Below are 17,201 nucleotides of genomic sequence, written 5' to 3'. Positions count from 1 at the left end.
AAGCAATAAAACGCCCGTTTACAAACTACAACACTCGATAAAAATCGGGGAAACGTGAAGGAAGAGGTGAACTGATGGAACGCGAATCAATGGAATTCGATGTTGTTATCGTCGGTGCTGGTCCAGCTGGCTTGGCCACGGCATGTCGATTAATGCAAATATCACAGGATTCAGGTAAAGAAATTACCGTCTGTGTGGTAGAAAAAGGCTCAGAAGTGGGCGCGCATATTCTGTCAGGCGCAGTGTTCGAGACAAAAGTGCTAGACGAGCTATTCAGCGACTGGCGCGAAAAAGATGCCCCAATAAAAACCGCTGTCACCCACGACGAAATCTACCTACTCAGCTCAGCCACCGACGGCCGAGTCATGCCTAATGCTTTTGTGCCAAAAACCATGCACAACGACGGCAATTTTATTATCAGCGTCGGTAATCTGTCTCGCTGGCTTGCCAATCGCGCAGAAGAACTCGGTGTCGAAATATTCCCCGGCTTTGCCGCCAGTGAACTACTATTTAACGCCGATAACAGCGTTAAAGGTATTTTGATTGGCGATATGGGAGTGGGTGCCGATGGCGAACCCAAAGACAGCTTTATGCCAGGCATGGAGTTGCACGCTAAATATACCGTTTTCTCCGAGGGTTGCCGCGGCCACTTAGGCAAGCAACTTATCGAAAAATACCATTTAGATAATGGTAAAACACCACAGCATTACGGTTTAGGCTTCAAAGAAATTTGGAAAGTCCCCGCCGAACAACACGAACAAGGCAAAGTCGTTCACACTGGTGGCTGGCCATTAACCGAGGGCGCATCGGGTGGCGGCTTCCTTTATCACATGGAAGATAACCAAATTGCGGTCGGCCTTATTATTGATTTGAACTACAAAAATCCGCATCTGAGCCCATTTGACGAATTCCAGCGCTATAAAACCCACCCTGTGATTGCTAAGTATTTAACGGGTGGCGAACGCCTTAGTTATGGCGCACGCGCGATTACTAAAGGCGGCTTAAACTCGCTACCTAAGATGAGTTTTCCTGGCGGTCTTATCATAGGCTGCAACGCGGGTACGTTGAACTTTGCTAAAATCAAAGGCACTCACACTGCGATGAAGAGCGGGATTGTTGCAGCAGAAACCTTAGGTAAAGCCATGATGGCAGGGGTTGAAGGCGGTAAAGATCTCGACTGTTACCAAACCCACCTTGAAGAAAGCTGGCTATACGAAGAATTGCATAAATCCCGCAACTTTGGTCCAGCGATGCACAAATTTGGTACCTATTTAGGCGGCGCATTCAACTATATAGATCAAAACTGGTTTGGCGGAAAGTTCCCTATCACACTGCGTGATGAGCACCCAGACTATGCGCAAATGGCACCTGTGAGCGCTTACAGCAAGATTGATTATCCAAAACCCGATGGCAAGCTTAGCTTCGATAAACTGTCCTCAGTGTATCTGTCGAGCACTTATCATGAGGAAGATCAGCCCTGCCATTTACGTCTCAAGGACAGCAGCATTCCACTGGGCATTAACTTGACTCAGTTTAATGAGCCAGCACAGCGTTATTGCCCAGCCGGCGTGTATGAAATCGTCGAAGAGGCGGGTCAGCCCAAATTTGTGATCAATGCGCAAAACTGCATTCACTGCAAAACCTGCGACATTAAAGATCCTAGCCAAAACATTACTTGGGTTACGCCAGAAGGCGGTGGTGGTCCTAACTACCCCAATATGTAACTTGTCACCAATAAATGTTAATAGCGGCGCTCAATGGAGCGCCTTTTTTTCACCTTTGAAACAAACATCTCACTTTTTTGCTTGCCCTTATCTACGACATTGGCCACAATTGCCACACATAAAAGAGTTCGTTTTCAATCATCATCCCATTTCCATCTATACTCTACATAATTAGATCTACTGCAAGACCAACGGGTTAGGCCAAATAAATGTTTTATACGCTGTTTTATTCGGCATTCGGCCTAGACTAAGGTTAACTTTTCACATTCCTGTCCGATAATCTTTTACCGTACAAGAGTGCGTTGACCGATAACTCAAAATAGTCCAACACAGGCATATTGATATTTATGATATTTAATAACCTCACCATTAAGCAGAAAATTCTGTTAACAGTGACATTTGCAGTACTGTTGTCGACCATACTCGTCGGCGTATTAAGCCAACGTAGCGCTAAAAATGTCGTACAACAAAGGATGTTAGGCTCGGAATTACCGAGCTTAATGATGCAAATTCGCAATAAGATCGATCTCGACATTTCCACTTTGATGAATGCTGCAGAGCAATTGGCCAGTAGCCGCATGTTACTGCAATGGCTCGAAGACGGTAGACCGCAGGCCCAAGAACCCCAAGTCGTAGCCCAACTCAAAGACATCACTCGTCAGTATAAGCTAGCGCAAGCTTCCTACGCTGATAGACAAACTGCCGCCTACTACACTCAGGATGGTTTTCTGCGCGTGCTCACTCCTGCGCAGGATGGCTGGTTTTTTGGTTACCGAGACAGTGGCCAAGAACGTATGTTGAACGTATTTACTGAGGCCAACGGCGAAGTCAAACTCTTCATTAACTACCAACAACCCAATGGTCGCGGCTTAGTCGGGCTCGCTAAATCACTCGATGACATGGTGCGTTTGCTGAGCTCGTTTAAGATTGAAGAAACTGGTTTAGTCTACTTAGTAGATGCTAAAGGTGAGGTAAAACTCCACCCAGATACGAGCCAAATTGGTAAGAGCAGCCTAAGCAACTTATACAAGGATGCGAGTTCAAGCTCATTATTAAACCGCAGTGATTTCAATCTGATCAATACCAAAATCAATGGCGAAAACATGCTGGTTGCCAGTAGTTATATCGCATCTATGGATTGGTACTTAGTCGCACAGGTGCCAGAGGCCGAAGTGTTCGCACTATTAACCGAAGCGGCTTATCAGATCTTAATCTGGACGCTGATAATTGCAGCGGGCTTTATTGTACTCGCCATCGTGGTGGCAGGTTCTGTGAGTCGTCCTATTGCCCAAGTTGCCGCCATGTTCCACGACATAGGCGAAGGTGAAGGTGACTTACGCCAACGTCTACCAGTCAATGGTGAAGATGAAATTGCACAGCTCGCTAAAGGATTTAACAGCTTTATCAGTAAGATACAGGAATCTGTCATCGAAGTTGCACAAACCAGCAAACAGCTCGGTTTCTCGGCTAAGGATGTGTCGAATCAGGCACAGCAAACCTTAGAAGACAGCCACGAGCAGAAAGATCGCACTATGATGGTGGTAACGGCCATTAATGAAATGGGTGCGACGGTTAATGAAATTGCCAGTAATGCCGCCCAAGCTGCGGTTGCCGCCAGAGATGCAGATACTGAAGCCAGCAGCGGCCAAGTTGTGGTAACCCGTGCCCGCGATACCATTAACCAATTGTCGAAAGACGTTGGCCAAGTGGGTGAAGTGATTGAGTCCCTCGCGACCCACACTAAATCCATCGGTGGTATTTTAGATGTGATCCGCGCTATCTCTGAGCAGACTAACTTGTTAGCCCTCAACGCGGCCATTGAAGCAGCACGTGCCGGCGAAGCTGGACGCGGATTTGCTGTCGTGGCCGATGAAGTGCGTAACTTAGCCTCACGCACAGCAGCATCGACCAATGAAGTGCAAGGCATGATCGACAAGCTGCAATCGGAAGCCAGCCGCGCGGTTAATGCGATGGCCCAGAGTCGTACCCGCTCCCACGAAGGCGTTGTGGCCGTCGATGAAGCCAGCAAATCGTTAATTGGCATTAGCGATCGCATTGGTCTTATCAGCGACATGAACATTCAAGTTGCTGCGGCAACGGAAGAACAATCCACAGTGGTGGAGGACATCAACCGTAACGTCACTGAAATCAATGACATTACTCAACGTACTGCCAATACTGCACAAGCGGCGGCACAGGCGAGTTTAGCCTTGAATCAACTGTCACACCGCTTAGATACCTTAGTGGCCAAGTTTAAGGTGTAAAACCTTAAAACTTACGCCATAAAAAACGCCTTAGATGTTTCCATCTAAGGCGTTTTTCTTTAACTCGCAGAGGTAATTAATCCATAGCAATAAATTTAATCGTTAATGGATAGCGATACACTTTACCTTCGCTGGCCTTAATAATCGCCAGCACAGTGCACACCAAATCGAATATGCCGAGTATGGCTAAAAAGATGAAACCAATGCCGACCAAAGCTAATACGCCACTGATAATCACATAAATCAACAGGCTCAATTTAAAGTTCAAACAACTACGGCCACATTGATCGACAAATGCGGACTCTTCACGCTTCATCAGCCAAATGATCAAAGGACCAAGAATAGAGCCCAACGGCACTAAGTATCCAATAAAACTTGAGGCGTATACCAGTAAGCCAAAATCTTTATCACTTTTTGTAACGGGTTCAATCATAGGTCATCCCTGTTTTATCATTTTGAATATAAAGCCTTATTTTCCACTCGGCCCATATAAACGCATTTGCCAATCTTCTACTGTCTGTAATGCTAGGCGGCGTTGTAGGCTATTAACCCAACTCAGCGCTAATCCCTCGCAGGAAGCTAAACGATCATAGGCACTGGCATTAAACGTTGGCGAGAAATAGAGTGACATGGCCTCGGCAACACTGATATCAGTACGACGCTCAACTAATTCAATCCTATCGTTTAACTGAATAATCCCTGGGGTTAAGATTCTATAAAACCAACCACATAATTGGCTTTGCTGCATAGCGAGGGCGAATTCTCTGTGACCAAATTGCAGATTCAATTTAAAACAAGGTGAGCGCGGCTGAGTCACTTGCACTTTTACTGCGCCAATTTGCAAGATATCGCCAATATTGACTTGAGTTTCGTTCAGTCCAACTGTGCTAATGTTCTCTCCCATGCTGGGCGCATCTTCGAGCTGGGTGATTAAGTCCCAACGACGATATTGGCCGTAGTGCTCGCGGGGGAAATGATGTAGGACGCGATCAAGGCCGCCATGGTGTTTTGGATCGGCCTGCGCGTCCCCTTCAACATGGTCGATATGCACTAACAGTTGTTGAGCCGCTTGCTTACCATCAATCCCCGTAGCAACACCGGACATTTCTTGAAGATGAGTTCCTAAGTACAATCCAGACAATTTATTAATCAACAACTTTGACATCTGCAACTCCAAATCAATGACCTATCGCGCATTACTGTCAGAGTGTAAACCGCGATACGCCAATAACACAATCAACCCGCGCCATAACCCACAAAGGTAGGCTAAACATTGCTGCCAAGAAGAACCGAGTAGAGTCTATGAATGATTTAACACCACTTGATTTCGGCCCGCTTCTTTTGCCTGATACAAGGCCAGATCGGCACGTTTGATAAGGTCCTCTGCGGGCTCTTGCACTTGATGCTCAGCAACACCAATACTGGCAGTAATAGAAATATGCAATCCATTCACTTTAATTTCCCGCTGGGAAATGAGGTCACGGATCTGTTCTGCCAGTTCTGCCGCTCGGGATAAATCCATCTCAGGGAGTAAAATTAAAAACTCCTCACCGCCCCAGCGACATAAAATATCCTGTTGTTGTAGTAAACCACGCAGCATATTAGTCATGGTTTTTAATACTAAGTCACCAATCCCATGCCCATAACTGTCGTTCACTTTTTTAAAGTGGTCGATATCCAGCAAGAGTATTGAAATCGGCGATTGTGTCAGCTTCGCTTTATCTAACGCCTGCCTAAAGTACTCATCAAACACCTGACGGTTGGCGGCGCCAGTGAGCTTATCGGTAGACGCCATAATTTCTAGTTTGCGCTGATAACGACCTAAGGTCATGTTTGAGATGAATAAAATACCTAGAGTCACCATTAGGCTTAACGCCAAATTACCCCAAAACGTATTTAACAGTTCCCGCTCTTGTGGCGCATCCTCCTGCTCAACAATCAAATACCACTTAAACTCAGGAACTAAGCGACTATTGAGATAAACCGTTTTCCCGTTTTTCTGATAGCTGAAGGCGGCACTTGGGCTGGTTAAAATACGCGTAGCCAAATTATCAAGCCCTACGTTCGTTTGCAGCGAATCCGTACCGTCATATTGATCGCCATGCAAAGTGACATTACCTTGCCGATCCGTAAAGAACACTCGGCGGTTATAACGCTTTTGATATAACTCAATTAAGGCTTTAACCTTTTCAACCGCCAACCCAACACCGGTAACACCAATAAATTTTCCTTCAAAATCAAAAACTTTATAATTCACAAATACGGTTGTTTTACTGCGGTCCGCCGTATCGGCATCAATATTGACCTCATAATGCTCAGATTCAGGTAAAGAACGCACTCGAAAATACCAAGCATCGTCAGGCTCTACATCTTGGATTTGTTTTAAAATGCCCGTGGAATGGTAATAATTTCGACTTTTCTTAGACACAAAAAAGCTCGTGACAGTACCGTATTTTTCTTGGATTTCCTTAAGGTAACGAATGAGTTTTTCGGGCTCTTGCTCATGACTTAAGGTCCAATCCCGAACAAAGGTATCCTGCGCCATCAAGGATGAAATAAAGATGGGTCGTAACAAATCCTGTTGAATTTCTGAATAAATATTATCACTTGTGAGCGGTAAGGTATTGCTCTCTATTTGTTGGCTCAGTGAATCATGGGCCACTTTGTAACTGATACCGCTGGTCACTAAAAAGGCGACCAAAAGCAAAACAGACAGAAGCCAAATAAATTTATTTTTATCATTCCAAGCGTTATTGCCCATTCTCAACTCCAAAGACTACAGAACACCTTGAGTGGCTTATTATTTTAATTTAACGATAACTATTTTAGTTGAATAAATGTTAACGCAATTGTGCCATGGCCGCACAAGATTTCTGTCGTATTGGCGTTCTACGATGGAATAACTTTATTTTGAGCAAAAAAATGCCTCGTTGGGGAAACGAGGCAAAAAACATACTAACCAATAAATGGGAGAAAAGTACAAGAAAACGTTAAGGGACAAGCTATGCGCCACAAGACATACTCTAGCAAGGACGTATGACAAAAAGATGACTCAAACTGGTCGCCCGCAGATTTTCATGCGATTTGCTTCGCCTCTAAATACTGTTTTAGTGCCTCACCCGGAATAGAACTATCAGTTGCCACCGCAAATGCCGCCCAAATCGCCCCTTCTGCCATGGCCTCATTAATCGACTGGCCGATGCAGAGACTGTGGATCAACCCTGCCGCATAGGCATCACCCGCGCCTGTGGTATCAACAACTGTGGCAGGGATAGCAGCAACATGCTGCACTTGATCATGCGTGTAAACCTTAGCCCCATTGATACCATCGGTGACAATAAAGTAACGCAGACAATCGCCACCAATGCTTTTGCCATATTCCCAAGATGCGCCATCACAACGCCCCTGAATATCACTCATGGAGGCCAATAAAATATGACAAGGTCTCTGTCTGTCGTCCTTGGCTAATTGCGCGACCACAAGACAATGTTCTAAAGCTGTTTTTGCCCAGCTGACAGAGCCTTCAGCGGAAGTATTAAAATACAACGCGTCCCATGGCTGCCATTTCGGCGGTACAGATAATTCAAATATGGGTCTTTGTGGCCGAATAATGGTGCGCTCGCCGTCTGGCGTCATTACAAGCAGCATTTCGCATGTATTGCCGGTGCGGCGCTGCACTAAGCGACAATCGAGCCCTTGCGTACTGGCTTCTGCAATGAGCCAATCCCCCATGTCATCACGGCCCACTTGACTCACCAGCGCGACGCTATGCCCTGCCCAGACTAAACCTAATCCGGTATTTGCCCCACCGCCGCCGAGCCTTTGGCCGCCATCTTGATAATGGAAACGTCCACCTGTTTTTAAAGGTTTATCAAGCAGTAAGATCCGATCACAGTTGAGATTGGCAACTAACAGAATATTAGCCATTACACGGCTCCAAAGGGCAAAAAAGCATCAAGGCCAGAAGATAAAAACAAAGAAATATCAATCTAGAGCAAAATGCTCACAGGCACAATCCAATCATCAAGATAGAAACATTATAAGGATATGGCAGCGCCTTGATGTAAGCATTTGTCCCGAAGAAGACGAGGAAAACAGTTATACACCCATACGGTATAACATAGATGTTAACTCTAACACTTTGTTTAAAATAGATTTATAGAAAAGATAACGTCTCAGGACAAAATGAAGCGTAACCATTTTGAAGCCGACTCGATTAATTATCAGTAGACATAGTTAAAATGCATGCTGGATACATATATTAAATTTATGAATGGAATCAAACGCTATGCTAATGGAAATATGGGATACCGCCGAAGAAAAATCTGAGCAGCTACGCCGTTATCAGCTCTGTATAGATGAATTTAATGAATTGAATTTTCACGATGTTTATATTGCAGAAATCAAACAAGAATACCAACAACTTGCTGAACAAGTAAAAGTGCAGTCAACCTCGGATCCCGAGCGCTAACTGCACTTTGCCATCTAGTTACTCACGATAAACCTTCAATTACTTTATTGGCGTCAATGGTGATAAAGACGCAAATTGTACTGTTAATGTCCAATCTGTAATGACCATATCTGAAGGCTGCCAACTATCATCAACCCACTCATAAACCAAGCCAGGGTTTTCCTCTGCGTTGACTAACAAACGCCGTCCATCTTGCAACACAAGCGTATAATCGAGCCCCTGCGCATCGACACTTTCAATGTCCCCCAAGACATTGTGCTTAATGGCCGAAATAGTTCCGGTTGCCTTAACGGCATCGTTTTCCTTTGCACCGCTGTAAAACTTTAACGCCTCGTTTGCGGCAGTCTTGTGAAAAACAAACTCCTCAGTCACACCCACTACGATCGACGGATCAAGCTCATACCAGGCGGGTATCCATAATGCGTTAATTGTCATCCCGTTATATCCTGCATAATAATTTTACGGACGGGATCATTCTGCCTTAACCCCGACAGAGAAAATACTCTTCAGGGATAAAATAATTTTAATCCCTGTAAGGGATAGCATCACTAAATTGAGCGCATCACTTTCTTTGTAAGATAATCCCAAACCAAAGGGTCATACCTGAGATGCTTTAAGCTCCAGCACTGATGTTGGACTCAATTGGTCTTTCTGTTAGTTTGTAAAACACTTTGCCTGAAACCGACACATTAAGCTGACAAAGTGATCCTGAGCTCAGTAATCGCGTATAGAGTCACACACGATAGATTAATCTTCCCATGCTTGCACCGCAGGCCGATAAATACGGAGTTTACTTGTCTATGGATAAGCCCATAACGCAACCCCCTCAAACCCTTAAGCTCATTGGTGAAACTGAGGCCGGAAAGCGTCAAGAGCTTAAGCAATACTTTAATCAGACATGGGCTTTATACGAGTCTCTGTATGATTTGATCCAAGAAGATAGCGCCTATTACCTCAAAGCCGAGCCGCTGCGCCATCCGTTAATCTTTTACTTTGGCCATACGGCCACTTTCTATATCAACAAACTCAAACTCGGTAAATTTCTCGATGAACGAGTAAACGACAACTTCGAATCCATGTTCGCCATTGGTGTCGATGAGATGTCTTGGGATGATTTGAACGAACAACATTATCCGTGGCCAGATGTGGCAGAAGTGCGAAGCTATCGCCAGCAAGTTAACGCCGTCGTCAATCGCGTTATTGATGAAATGCCCCTGACGTTACCTATCACTCAAAATAGCCCAGCCTGGATCATTTTGATGGGCATTGAGCATGAACGTATTCATTTAGAAACCTCATCGGTGATCATACGCCAACTGCCGCTGGAATATGTCGCACCCAACCACCTCTGGCCTACGTGCCAAGACACCGCCCCTGCCGAGACCAACAGTCTATTGGCTGTAAAAGGGCAAAAAGTGACCTTAGGTAAAACCGAGCAAGACCAAACCTACGGCTGGGACAACGAATACGGCCATAAAATTTTTAACGTTAACGACTTTAAAGCGGCTAAATTCTTAGTATCAAATCAAGAGTATCTCGAATTCGTTGAGGCTGGCGGCTATCGCTCACCCCAATTTTGGAATGAAGAAGGCCAAGCTTGGCTTGCCTATACCCAAGCACAAATGCCGCGTTTTTGGCGCTTAAGACAAGATAAATGGTGGCAACGTAATTTAGCGGAAGAAATTCCGCTGCCATTAAACTGGCCTGTTGAAGTGAATCAGCTCGAAGCTAAAGCCTTCTGTAATTGGAAAGCCGAACAAAAGCAAAGCAATATACGTCTATTAACTGAAGCTGAGTGGTACATCTTACGCGAGAATGTGCCCGCCGATGCGCCCGATTGGCATGAAGTGCCGGGCAATATTGCTTTGGCTTATTACGCCTCTTCTTGCCCAGTGAATCGCTTCGAACATAATGGCTTTTTCGATATTGTCGGTAATGTTTGGCAATGGACAGAAACCGCAATCGACGGTTTTGACGGCTTCGCCGTACACCCACTTTACGATGATTTCTCCACCCCAACCTTCGATGGCAAACATAATCTCATCAAAGGCGGCTCGTGGATCTCTACGGGTAATGAGGCAATTGCTTCATCACGCTATGCGTTTCGTCGACATTTCTATCAACACGCGGGCTTTCGCTATGTGGAATCCACCCAAAATCCAGCTCAAATGGCCGAGGTCAATGTGTACGAAACGGATGAACTGATTTCCCAATACCTTGAATTCCACTATGGCGCCGAATATTTCGGGGTGGCTAACTTCTGCGTCAATGGTGTGCAGCAAGCGCTCAGTGAAATTCAGCTTAGCCATACCACCAAAGCCCTCGATATCGGCTGCTCCGTTGGTCGCGCGAGTTTCGAACTGGCAAAAGTGTTTGATCATGTTGATGGTATCGACTTCTCGGCGCGCTTTATTCAACAGGCCTATGCGCTGACAGAACAAGGTGAAAAACGTTACACCATACGTACCGAAGGCGACTTACAGGAATTTAAGAGTGCGAGTCTCGCGAAACTGGGATATGAGCTTGAGGTTAAAAAGGTCAACTTTATGCAAGGTGATGCCTGTAATTTAAAGCCCATCTACACAGGTTATGACTTGGTTTATGCCTCAAACCTTATCGACAGGTTGAACGATCCTAAGCACTTTTTAACCAGTATTGCCCAGCGGATTAATCACGGTGGATACCTTGTCATTGCCTCGCCATACACTTGGCTTGAAGATTATACGCCCAAGGATAAATGGTTAGGTGGCGTTAAAGTCAAAGGGGAGAACTTCACCACCTTAGATGGCTTGACCGAAACCTTAATTGGACAATTTGAGCTGGTCGCAGTGAAGGAAATCCCCTTCGTGATCCGCGAGACTAAACGTAAATTCCAACACTCCATTTCGGAAATGACAATTTGGCGTAAGCGTTCATAATTCTTTATTAGATAACTTAAAAGGTAAAAAATATCCGCCAGAGCTCCATTTCTGGCGGATATACAACATCGAGCTCAGTCACATTTACAGCACCAACTAAGGTGAGAACACTGTAAATGCAGCGAAAAATACCTACACCTTAAACTGTGCCGTTGTTAAACCAAGCTGATTTGCTAACCCCAACAGACTCCGCGTACTCGCTGCCACTTGGCTGATAGCCGCACTATTTTCCTCCGCCGCCACGCTTAAGCCAGCAATCCCCTGCGCAATTGTCGCTGAAACCGTTGTTTGTTCTTCCGCAGCGGTTGCGGTTTGAATCATTAATGCCTTTAAGGTTTCTAAGCGCAAAGCAATATCATCCACAGCCGCTTGCATTCCATCGGCATCTTCTGCAGTTTTAGAGGCTTCAGTGGAACACGTTACGCTATGCAACGCCAGCACACCTGACTGTTGCTGAATACCTTTTAACACTTGCCCAATATCCTGAGTTGCTAACTGAACCTTCACCGCTAACTGACGCACCTCATCGGCCACCACCGCAAATCCACGACCATGCTCGCCAGCTCTCGCAGCTTCAATCGCCGCATTAAGAGACAAGAGATTAGTTTGTTCTGCAATCGCATTTATCACCGCCAATACTGAACCGATTTTCTGACTATCCGCCTCAAGACTGCCCACCTGTTGATGGATAGTCGCAAAACTGTTCAAGGTTACTTTTAAGCTTTTACGAGTACTGGCTAAGTTTTGTGAAAGAATTTCACTCGAATGGGTACAGGCAGACACTTCATCGGAGGACCTCATCGTATTGGTGCTGATTTCGGCTGCGGCATAACTCATTTCTTCAACTGCAGTGGCCAACATATCGGTTTCTTTAGCCTGCATCTGAATACTGCAATCGGCTTGACTCATAGCTGCAGAGTTTTGTTCGGCGGCGGATTCAAGTTCATGCCCAACACCCACCAGCTGACTGATGATTTCTTTAAGCTTAGTTTGCATCCGCGCCAACCAACTCATCAGGTGATTATCCGTTTGAATATGCGGTAAATGATGAGTTAAATCACCAGAGGCGATCATACTGGTCAAGTTGCACATGTCCTCAGGCTCACCGCCGAGCGGCTTTAATACAAATCCTGTGACTAACTTCGCGGCAGCGAACGCCAACACTAAGGCGGCCACACATACAGATAAACCAATAAACAGCATGCGGTAGGCGGGAGCTGCAATTTCACTCACATCAATTTCAGCCATCAAACCCCAACGTAAACCAAGCTCAACGACGGGAGAATAAGCAGATAATACAGGATTATTATTGTAATCAATCACTTGCGTCACCCCTGCTTTACCTGCCAGCGCCTCTTTGACCGCCTGTGTATCGACACCATTCTGAGCTACCGTTCCCGCAAAAGAAGCCGTAACAGTGCGATTAACTGGGTCGAGAAAAGAATCGGAGCGCATACGATTATTTGGACCTATGAGATAAGTTTCACCGCTTTGCCCCATACCTTCACGAATTTGCATAACTCGATTAATGCGGTCGATAGATACCTGAGCCGCCACGACTAACCTTTGCTGATTGAACTGAATCGACTGGCCAATAAATGCCGCTGGTTGACCATTTGAAGGCGCGTATGCGGAAAAATCTTGCAACAATACAGTACCCGCCGATCCCAATGCCTTATTAAATAATTGTGCTAATCCAGAATCATGGAAGGGCCCTGTACGCAAATTGGTACCGAAATCAGACTCTTTCTCAACTGTATATAAAACGGTGCCATCATCACGAATAATAAACAGATCATAAAAACCGAGAGATTTATTTAAGGACTGCAAGGTTTGATCTATGTCGGTAAGAGTATCGAGGTTTTTTTGGCTGGCGATTACGGCGCTGACGGCCTGAAGATTATCGGAAAAGTCCTGAAACATACTCACAATTTGCCGCTGCTTGATCTCACGCACAGCCACTAAACGAGACTGAGCCTCGGCAAACAATTCATCCCGAGCAATATAAGTTACTATTGCTGTAGCAAAAATGAGGGGTAATAGGACAATTAATAAACTGATAAGCTGAATTTTACGAGTAAAACCCATGGAGGACTCCTTGTCATGCTTCGAATTCTATTCCTTCGCTCTTTACAGAATCAAACCTGCCATAACACTATAGAAGAATCTCAGCGAAACAAAGTAGTACCGACTATTTTCATCAAAAGCTGACTAAAATGCCTCCAAGTCATTATTTTTAAATAAAAATAATGATTAATAACTTTAAATGACAATCAACTGTCGTCGACCACTTCAACTAAAATAATAAAGTGGGAAATTGGCGATAAACCGGACATTAGCATCAACGTATATTGAATGCGTACATCCACGCGGCAAACAACGCATTGAAATTTATCAAAAATGCATATAAATTCATCTAAAGCCAATTTATAGAGGATTAATAATGAGTTTACTCGAGCAAGTGTCAGTATCGAAAAAAGCCAATATCTACTTTGACGGCAAAGTAGCTAGCCGTAGTGTATTTTTTGCCGATGGCAGCAAGCAAACCTTAGGTGTTGTATTACCAGGGGAATATGAGTTCTCAACCTCCCAAGGCGAAATCATGGAAGTGACTAGCGGCCGTTTTGAGGTGTTACTTCCAGAAACAACGACTTGGCAAGAATTTAGCGAAGGAACTCAGTTTGAGCTGGCTGCAAATGTTAGCTTTAAAATTCGTAACACAGCCATTGCCGAATATTGCTGTAGCTACCTCTAATCATCTCGATTGAGTGGCAGTACGATTAATATTTCACATCAATCGTGAATCGAATGCTCACAGTGACGGTTTATCTCAGCACTGTGAGTATGTTGTCCACCCGACCATTTCACCATTTCACCATTTCACCATCAGAATGCCTTATCCGTCTAACATTTATCAATTTGGCAATTTTATTAACTTGGCTCAAGGCAGCGCAAAAGTCACAATGCAAAGCATACTAAATCGAATATGTTGAAATCGTCGATAAAAACAACACTAGACGACCGGTCTAATTTGATTTATCCTAACCCCCATGAAAATTGAAACTCAATCCACTCGCCAGCATATTCTCGACATCGGCTACAAGCTGATCGTACGCAAAGGCTTCTCCAGCGTCGGCTTATCCCTACTGCTGCAGGCGGCCGAAGTGCCAAAAGGCTCGTTTTATCACTACTTCAAATCCAAAGAACAATTTGGCGAAGCGCTTATTACTGATTATTTTGAAAAATATCAATTAGATTTAGACGCATTATTCAATGACTCGACACTAACAGGCCATCAACGCTTGATGCAATACTGGCAACAATGGTTGCACGTACAAGCCGATGGCTGCGTAGATCAAAAGTGTCTGGTCGTGAAACTCAGCGCCGAAGTGGCCGATTTATCGGAAGCTATGCGTGTTGCCTTACTTAAAGGCTCCGCCGGCATCATAGAGAGGTTAACGACTTGCGTTCAAGTGGGCATAACCGATAGATCAATCGCCCAGCAAGATCCGCAATCGACCGCAGAAATGTTGTATCACATGTGGTTAGGCGCCAGCTTAATGAACAAGTTGGGCCACAGCCCTGCGGCACTCGAACGTGCACTCGTAACGACTAAAGCCATTTTAACGCCTAAAACGGCCCTTTAATCTAATACCGACTCAAAACTAATACTGGCTGATATCGATCAGCCAAAGATTTTTTAAAGAATACATTTTCACGCCCCAACATTAGACGACTGGTCTACTAATTTAACGGGCGATTAATAAATGCGGCTCAATTAACGCTGCTCATTTAAAGTAATAATAGGAATAACATCATCCATGCTAAATTTTAACTATTACAACCCGACCCGCATCCGTTTTGGTAAAGACACTATCGCCGAAATTGATTCCCTAGTACCGAGCGATGCTAAAGTGATGATCCTCTTTGGCGGCAGCAGTGCTAGAAAAACAGGCACGTTAGACGAAGTTAAACAATCATTGGGTAATCGTTTCGTTGTCGAGTTCGATGGCATTGAGCCAAACCCAACCTATGAAACCTTAATGAAAGCCGTCGCCCAAGTGCGTGAGCAGAATATCGACTTCCTCCTCGCGGTTGGCGGTGGTTCGGTTATCGATGGCACTAAATTTGTTGCCGCTGCAGCGGTATTTGAAGGTGAACCTTGGGACATTCTCACTAGCTGGGGCGCCAATGTGACTCAAGCTATGCCTTTTGGCTCAGTCTTAACCTTACCTGCTACCGGTTCCGAAATGAACAACGCCAGCGTAGTGACCCGTAAATCACTACAGGCTAAACTGCCATTCCGTAATGATTTGGTTTATCCACAATTCTCAATACTCGATCCGACGAAAACCTTCACTCTGCCAGAACGCCAAGTGGCCAACGGTGTTGTCGATGCTTTTGTACATATCACAGAGCAATACCTCACTTACCCAGTTAACGCCGCCGTGCAGGACAGATTTGCCGAAGGTCTTTTACAAACCTTGATTGAGCTTGGTCCACAAGTGCTAGTTCAACCCGAAGATTACGACATTCGCGCTAACTTAATGTGGGTTGCCACTATGGCACTCAACGGCACGATTGGCGTCGGTGTTCCCCACGACTGGGCAACCCATATGATTGGCCATGAACTAACTGCACTTTACGATATCGACCATGCGCGCACATTGGCAATCGTACTGCCTGCTCTGTTGAAATGTACAAAAGAGGCTAAGCGCGAAAAGTTACTCCAATACGCAGACCGCGTGTGGCATATCAACACAGGTACAGATGACGAGCGCATCGATGCCGCTATTGCAAAAACCAAGGCTTTCTTCGAAGCCATGGGCATACCGACACATTTATCTGCCTATGATCTCGATGCCAGCCATGTTGATACCGTAGTGAAGCAGCTTGAACTGCACGGCATGGTGGCACTAGGCGAACATGGCAACATTGACCCAGCCATGAGCCGTAACATTTTGACCTTAGCCCTATAACGTCAAATGAACTAAACCCAAAGCTCACACGTATTGATGTGAGCAACTTAGGTAAAGGTATGAAAATGAATATATTAATGGTACTCACGTCGCATGATAAACTCGGTGATACCGGTTTAAAAACCGGCTTTTGGCTAGAAGAATTCGCCTCACCTTTTTATGTTTTTAAAGATAAAGGTTTTGACATTACCTTAGCCTCACCCCTGGGCGGTCAACCACCTCTCGATCCAAAAAGTGATGAGCCAGACTTTCAGACCGAAGCCACTGCGCGCTTTAGCAAAGATCCTGAGGCTCAAGCACTGCTAGCGAATACCACTCGCTTAAGTGAAATCAATGCAGCCGATTATGATGCGGTTTTTTATCCGGGCGGTCACGGCCCACTGTGGGATCTTGCCGAAGAGAAACATTCTATCGCCTTAATTGAACAGTTTTATCAAGCCAATAAACCCCTAGGGCTCGTATGTCATGCGCCTGCTGCACTGCAGCACCCTAAAACCAGTGATGGTAAGCCATTGGTCAGCGGCAAGCGTGTTACCGGTTTCAGCAACTCTGAAGAAGAAGCCGTGCAACTCACTCATGTCGTGCCATTTTTGGTTGAAGACATGCTGCAGAAAAATGGTGGCAATTATGTCAAAGGTGATGACTGGACAAGCTTTGTCGTCGCAGATGGCCATTTGATCACAGGCCAAAATCCGGGATCATCCGAAGCCGTAGCCGAAACCATAGTTGCGCAATTGAACGCGAGAGGCTAAGCGATAAATACGCGACGCTCAGCTTGAAATGAACAAAGACAGGCGCACAAGTGTGCTAAATGCGTTAAAAAGAGCTGTTGCACCATAATGGTG

14 protein-coding genes are annotated in these 17,201 nt (G+C 45.2%); 8 read left to right on the top strand and 6 right to left on the bottom strand.

All coding sequences use genetic code 11. The annotated features are described in order from the left end of the window. Nucleotides 1–74 precede the first annotated feature (74 nt). Together L5M11_RS19555 and L5M11_RS19550 are read left to right on the top strand one after the other, a co-directional pair. Nucleotides 75–1,724 carry an electron transfer flavoprotein-ubiquinone oxidoreductase gene (locus L5M11_RS19555; RefSeq protein WP_105251081.1) on the top strand — a complete coding sequence of 550 codons (1,650 nt, stop codon included), beginning with the start codon at nt 75–77 and terminating at the stop codon, nt 1,722–1,724. A 347-nt stretch (nt 1,725–2,071) separates the two neighbouring features. Beyond that, the gene (locus L5M11_RS19550; protein ID WP_263193034.1) at nt 2,072–3,988 is read left to right on the top strand and encodes a methyl-accepting chemotaxis protein; all 1,917 of its coding nucleotides are present in this window, start codon (nt 2,072–2,074) and stop codon (nt 3,986–3,988) included. 76 nt (nt 3,989–4,064) lie between these two features. On the opposite strand, the gene L5M11_RS19545 is transcribed toward L5M11_RS19550, so the two are convergent. The 4 genes from L5M11_RS19545 to L5M11_RS19530 form a co-directional block, all read right to left on the bottom strand. Beyond that, nucleotides 4,065–4,421 carry a DUF4870 domain-containing protein gene (locus L5M11_RS19545; protein WP_105251079.1) on the bottom strand — a complete coding sequence of 119 codons (357 nt, stop codon included), beginning with the start codon at nt 4,419–4,421 and terminating at the stop codon, nt 4,065–4,067. Between the two features lie 36 nt (nt 4,422–4,457). Beyond that, on the bottom strand, nt 4,458–5,153 hold the full coding sequence (locus tag L5M11_RS19540) for an MOSC domain-containing protein (protein ID WP_198572493.1): 696 nt from the start codon (nt 5,151–5,153) through the stop codon (nt 4,458–4,460). Nucleotides 5,154–5,288: 135 nt separating this feature from the next. After that, nucleotides 5,289–6,749 carry a diguanylate cyclase gene (locus tag L5M11_RS19535; RefSeq protein WP_263193033.1) on the bottom strand — a complete coding sequence of 487 codons (1,461 nt, stop codon included), beginning with the start codon at nt 6,747–6,749 and terminating at the stop codon, nt 5,289–5,291. A gap of 314 nt (nt 6,750–7,063) precedes the next feature. Beyond that, the gene (locus tag L5M11_RS19530) at nt 7,064–7,915 is read right to left on the bottom strand and encodes a PfkB family carbohydrate kinase (RefSeq protein ID WP_263193031.1); all 852 of its coding nucleotides are present in this window, start codon (nt 7,913–7,915) and stop codon (nt 7,064–7,066) included. Nucleotides 7,916–8,276: 361 nt separating this feature from the next. Between L5M11_RS19530 and L5M11_RS19525 the strand changes: the two genes are divergently transcribed. After that, nucleotides 8,277–8,459 carry a hypothetical protein gene (locus L5M11_RS19525; protein WP_113941356.1) on the top strand — a complete coding sequence of 61 codons (183 nt, stop codon included), beginning with the start codon at nt 8,277–8,279 and terminating at the stop codon, nt 8,457–8,459. A 39-nt stretch (nt 8,460–8,498) separates the two neighbouring features. Here the strand turns inward: L5M11_RS19525 and L5M11_RS19520 are convergent, their stop codons facing one another. After that, nucleotides 8,499–8,894, bottom strand: coding sequence for a hypothetical protein (locus L5M11_RS19520; RefSeq protein ID WP_198572490.1), 396 nt, complete (start codon nt 8,892–8,894; stop codon nt 8,499–8,501). 365 nt (nt 8,895–9,259) lie between these two features. Between L5M11_RS19520 and ovoA the strand changes: the two genes are divergently transcribed. Next, nucleotides 9,260–11,377 carry a 5-histidylcysteine sulfoxide synthase gene (gene ovoA, locus L5M11_RS19515; protein WP_263193030.1) on the top strand — a complete coding sequence of 706 codons (2,118 nt, stop codon included), beginning with the start codon at nt 9,260–9,262 and terminating at the stop codon, nt 11,375–11,377. 132 nt (nt 11,378–11,509) lie between these two features. On the opposite strand, the gene L5M11_RS19510 is transcribed toward ovoA, so the two are convergent. After that, nucleotides 11,510–13,465, bottom strand: coding sequence for a methyl-accepting chemotaxis protein (locus L5M11_RS19510; protein ID WP_263193029.1), 1,956 nt, complete (start codon nt 13,463–13,465; stop codon nt 11,510–11,512). A 355-nt stretch (nt 13,466–13,820) separates the two neighbouring features. Between L5M11_RS19510 and L5M11_RS19505 the strand changes: the two genes are divergently transcribed. From L5M11_RS19505 to L5M11_RS19490, 4 genes are all read left to right on the top strand, one after another. Then, on the top strand, nt 13,821–14,132 hold the full coding sequence (locus L5M11_RS19505; RefSeq protein ID WP_063884943.1) for a pyrimidine/purine nucleoside phosphorylase: 312 nt from the start codon (nt 13,821–13,823) through the stop codon (nt 14,130–14,132). Between the two features lie 295 nt (nt 14,133–14,427). Next, on the top strand, nt 14,428–15,024 hold the full coding sequence (locus L5M11_RS19500) for a TetR/AcrR family transcriptional regulator (RefSeq protein ID WP_263140859.1): 597 nt from the start codon (nt 14,428–14,430) through the stop codon (nt 15,022–15,024). Between the two features lie 174 nt (nt 15,025–15,198). Next, nucleotides 15,199–16,356 (top strand): iron-containing alcohol dehydrogenase, encoded by a 1,158-nt coding sequence (locus L5M11_RS19495; RefSeq protein ID WP_263164932.1) that lies wholly within the window; start codon nt 15,199–15,201, stop codon nt 16,354–16,356. Nucleotides 16,357–16,415: 59 nt separating this feature from the next. Beyond that, nucleotides 16,416–17,108 (top strand): type 1 glutamine amidotransferase domain-containing protein, encoded by a 693-nt coding sequence (locus L5M11_RS19490; protein ID WP_263193027.1) that lies wholly within the window; start codon nt 16,416–16,418, stop codon nt 17,106–17,108. Nucleotides 17,109–17,201 lie beyond the last annotated feature (93 nt).

The organism is Shewanella sp. SM87 (genome assembly GCF_025653705.1).
GTDB classification, from domain to species: domain Bacteria; phylum Pseudomonadota; class Gammaproteobacteria; order Enterobacterales; family Shewanellaceae; genus Shewanella; species Shewanella oncorhynchi.
The sequence above is the reverse complement of the archived record's forward strand: the minus strand, read 5'-3'. Positions and strand labels throughout refer to the sequence as shown.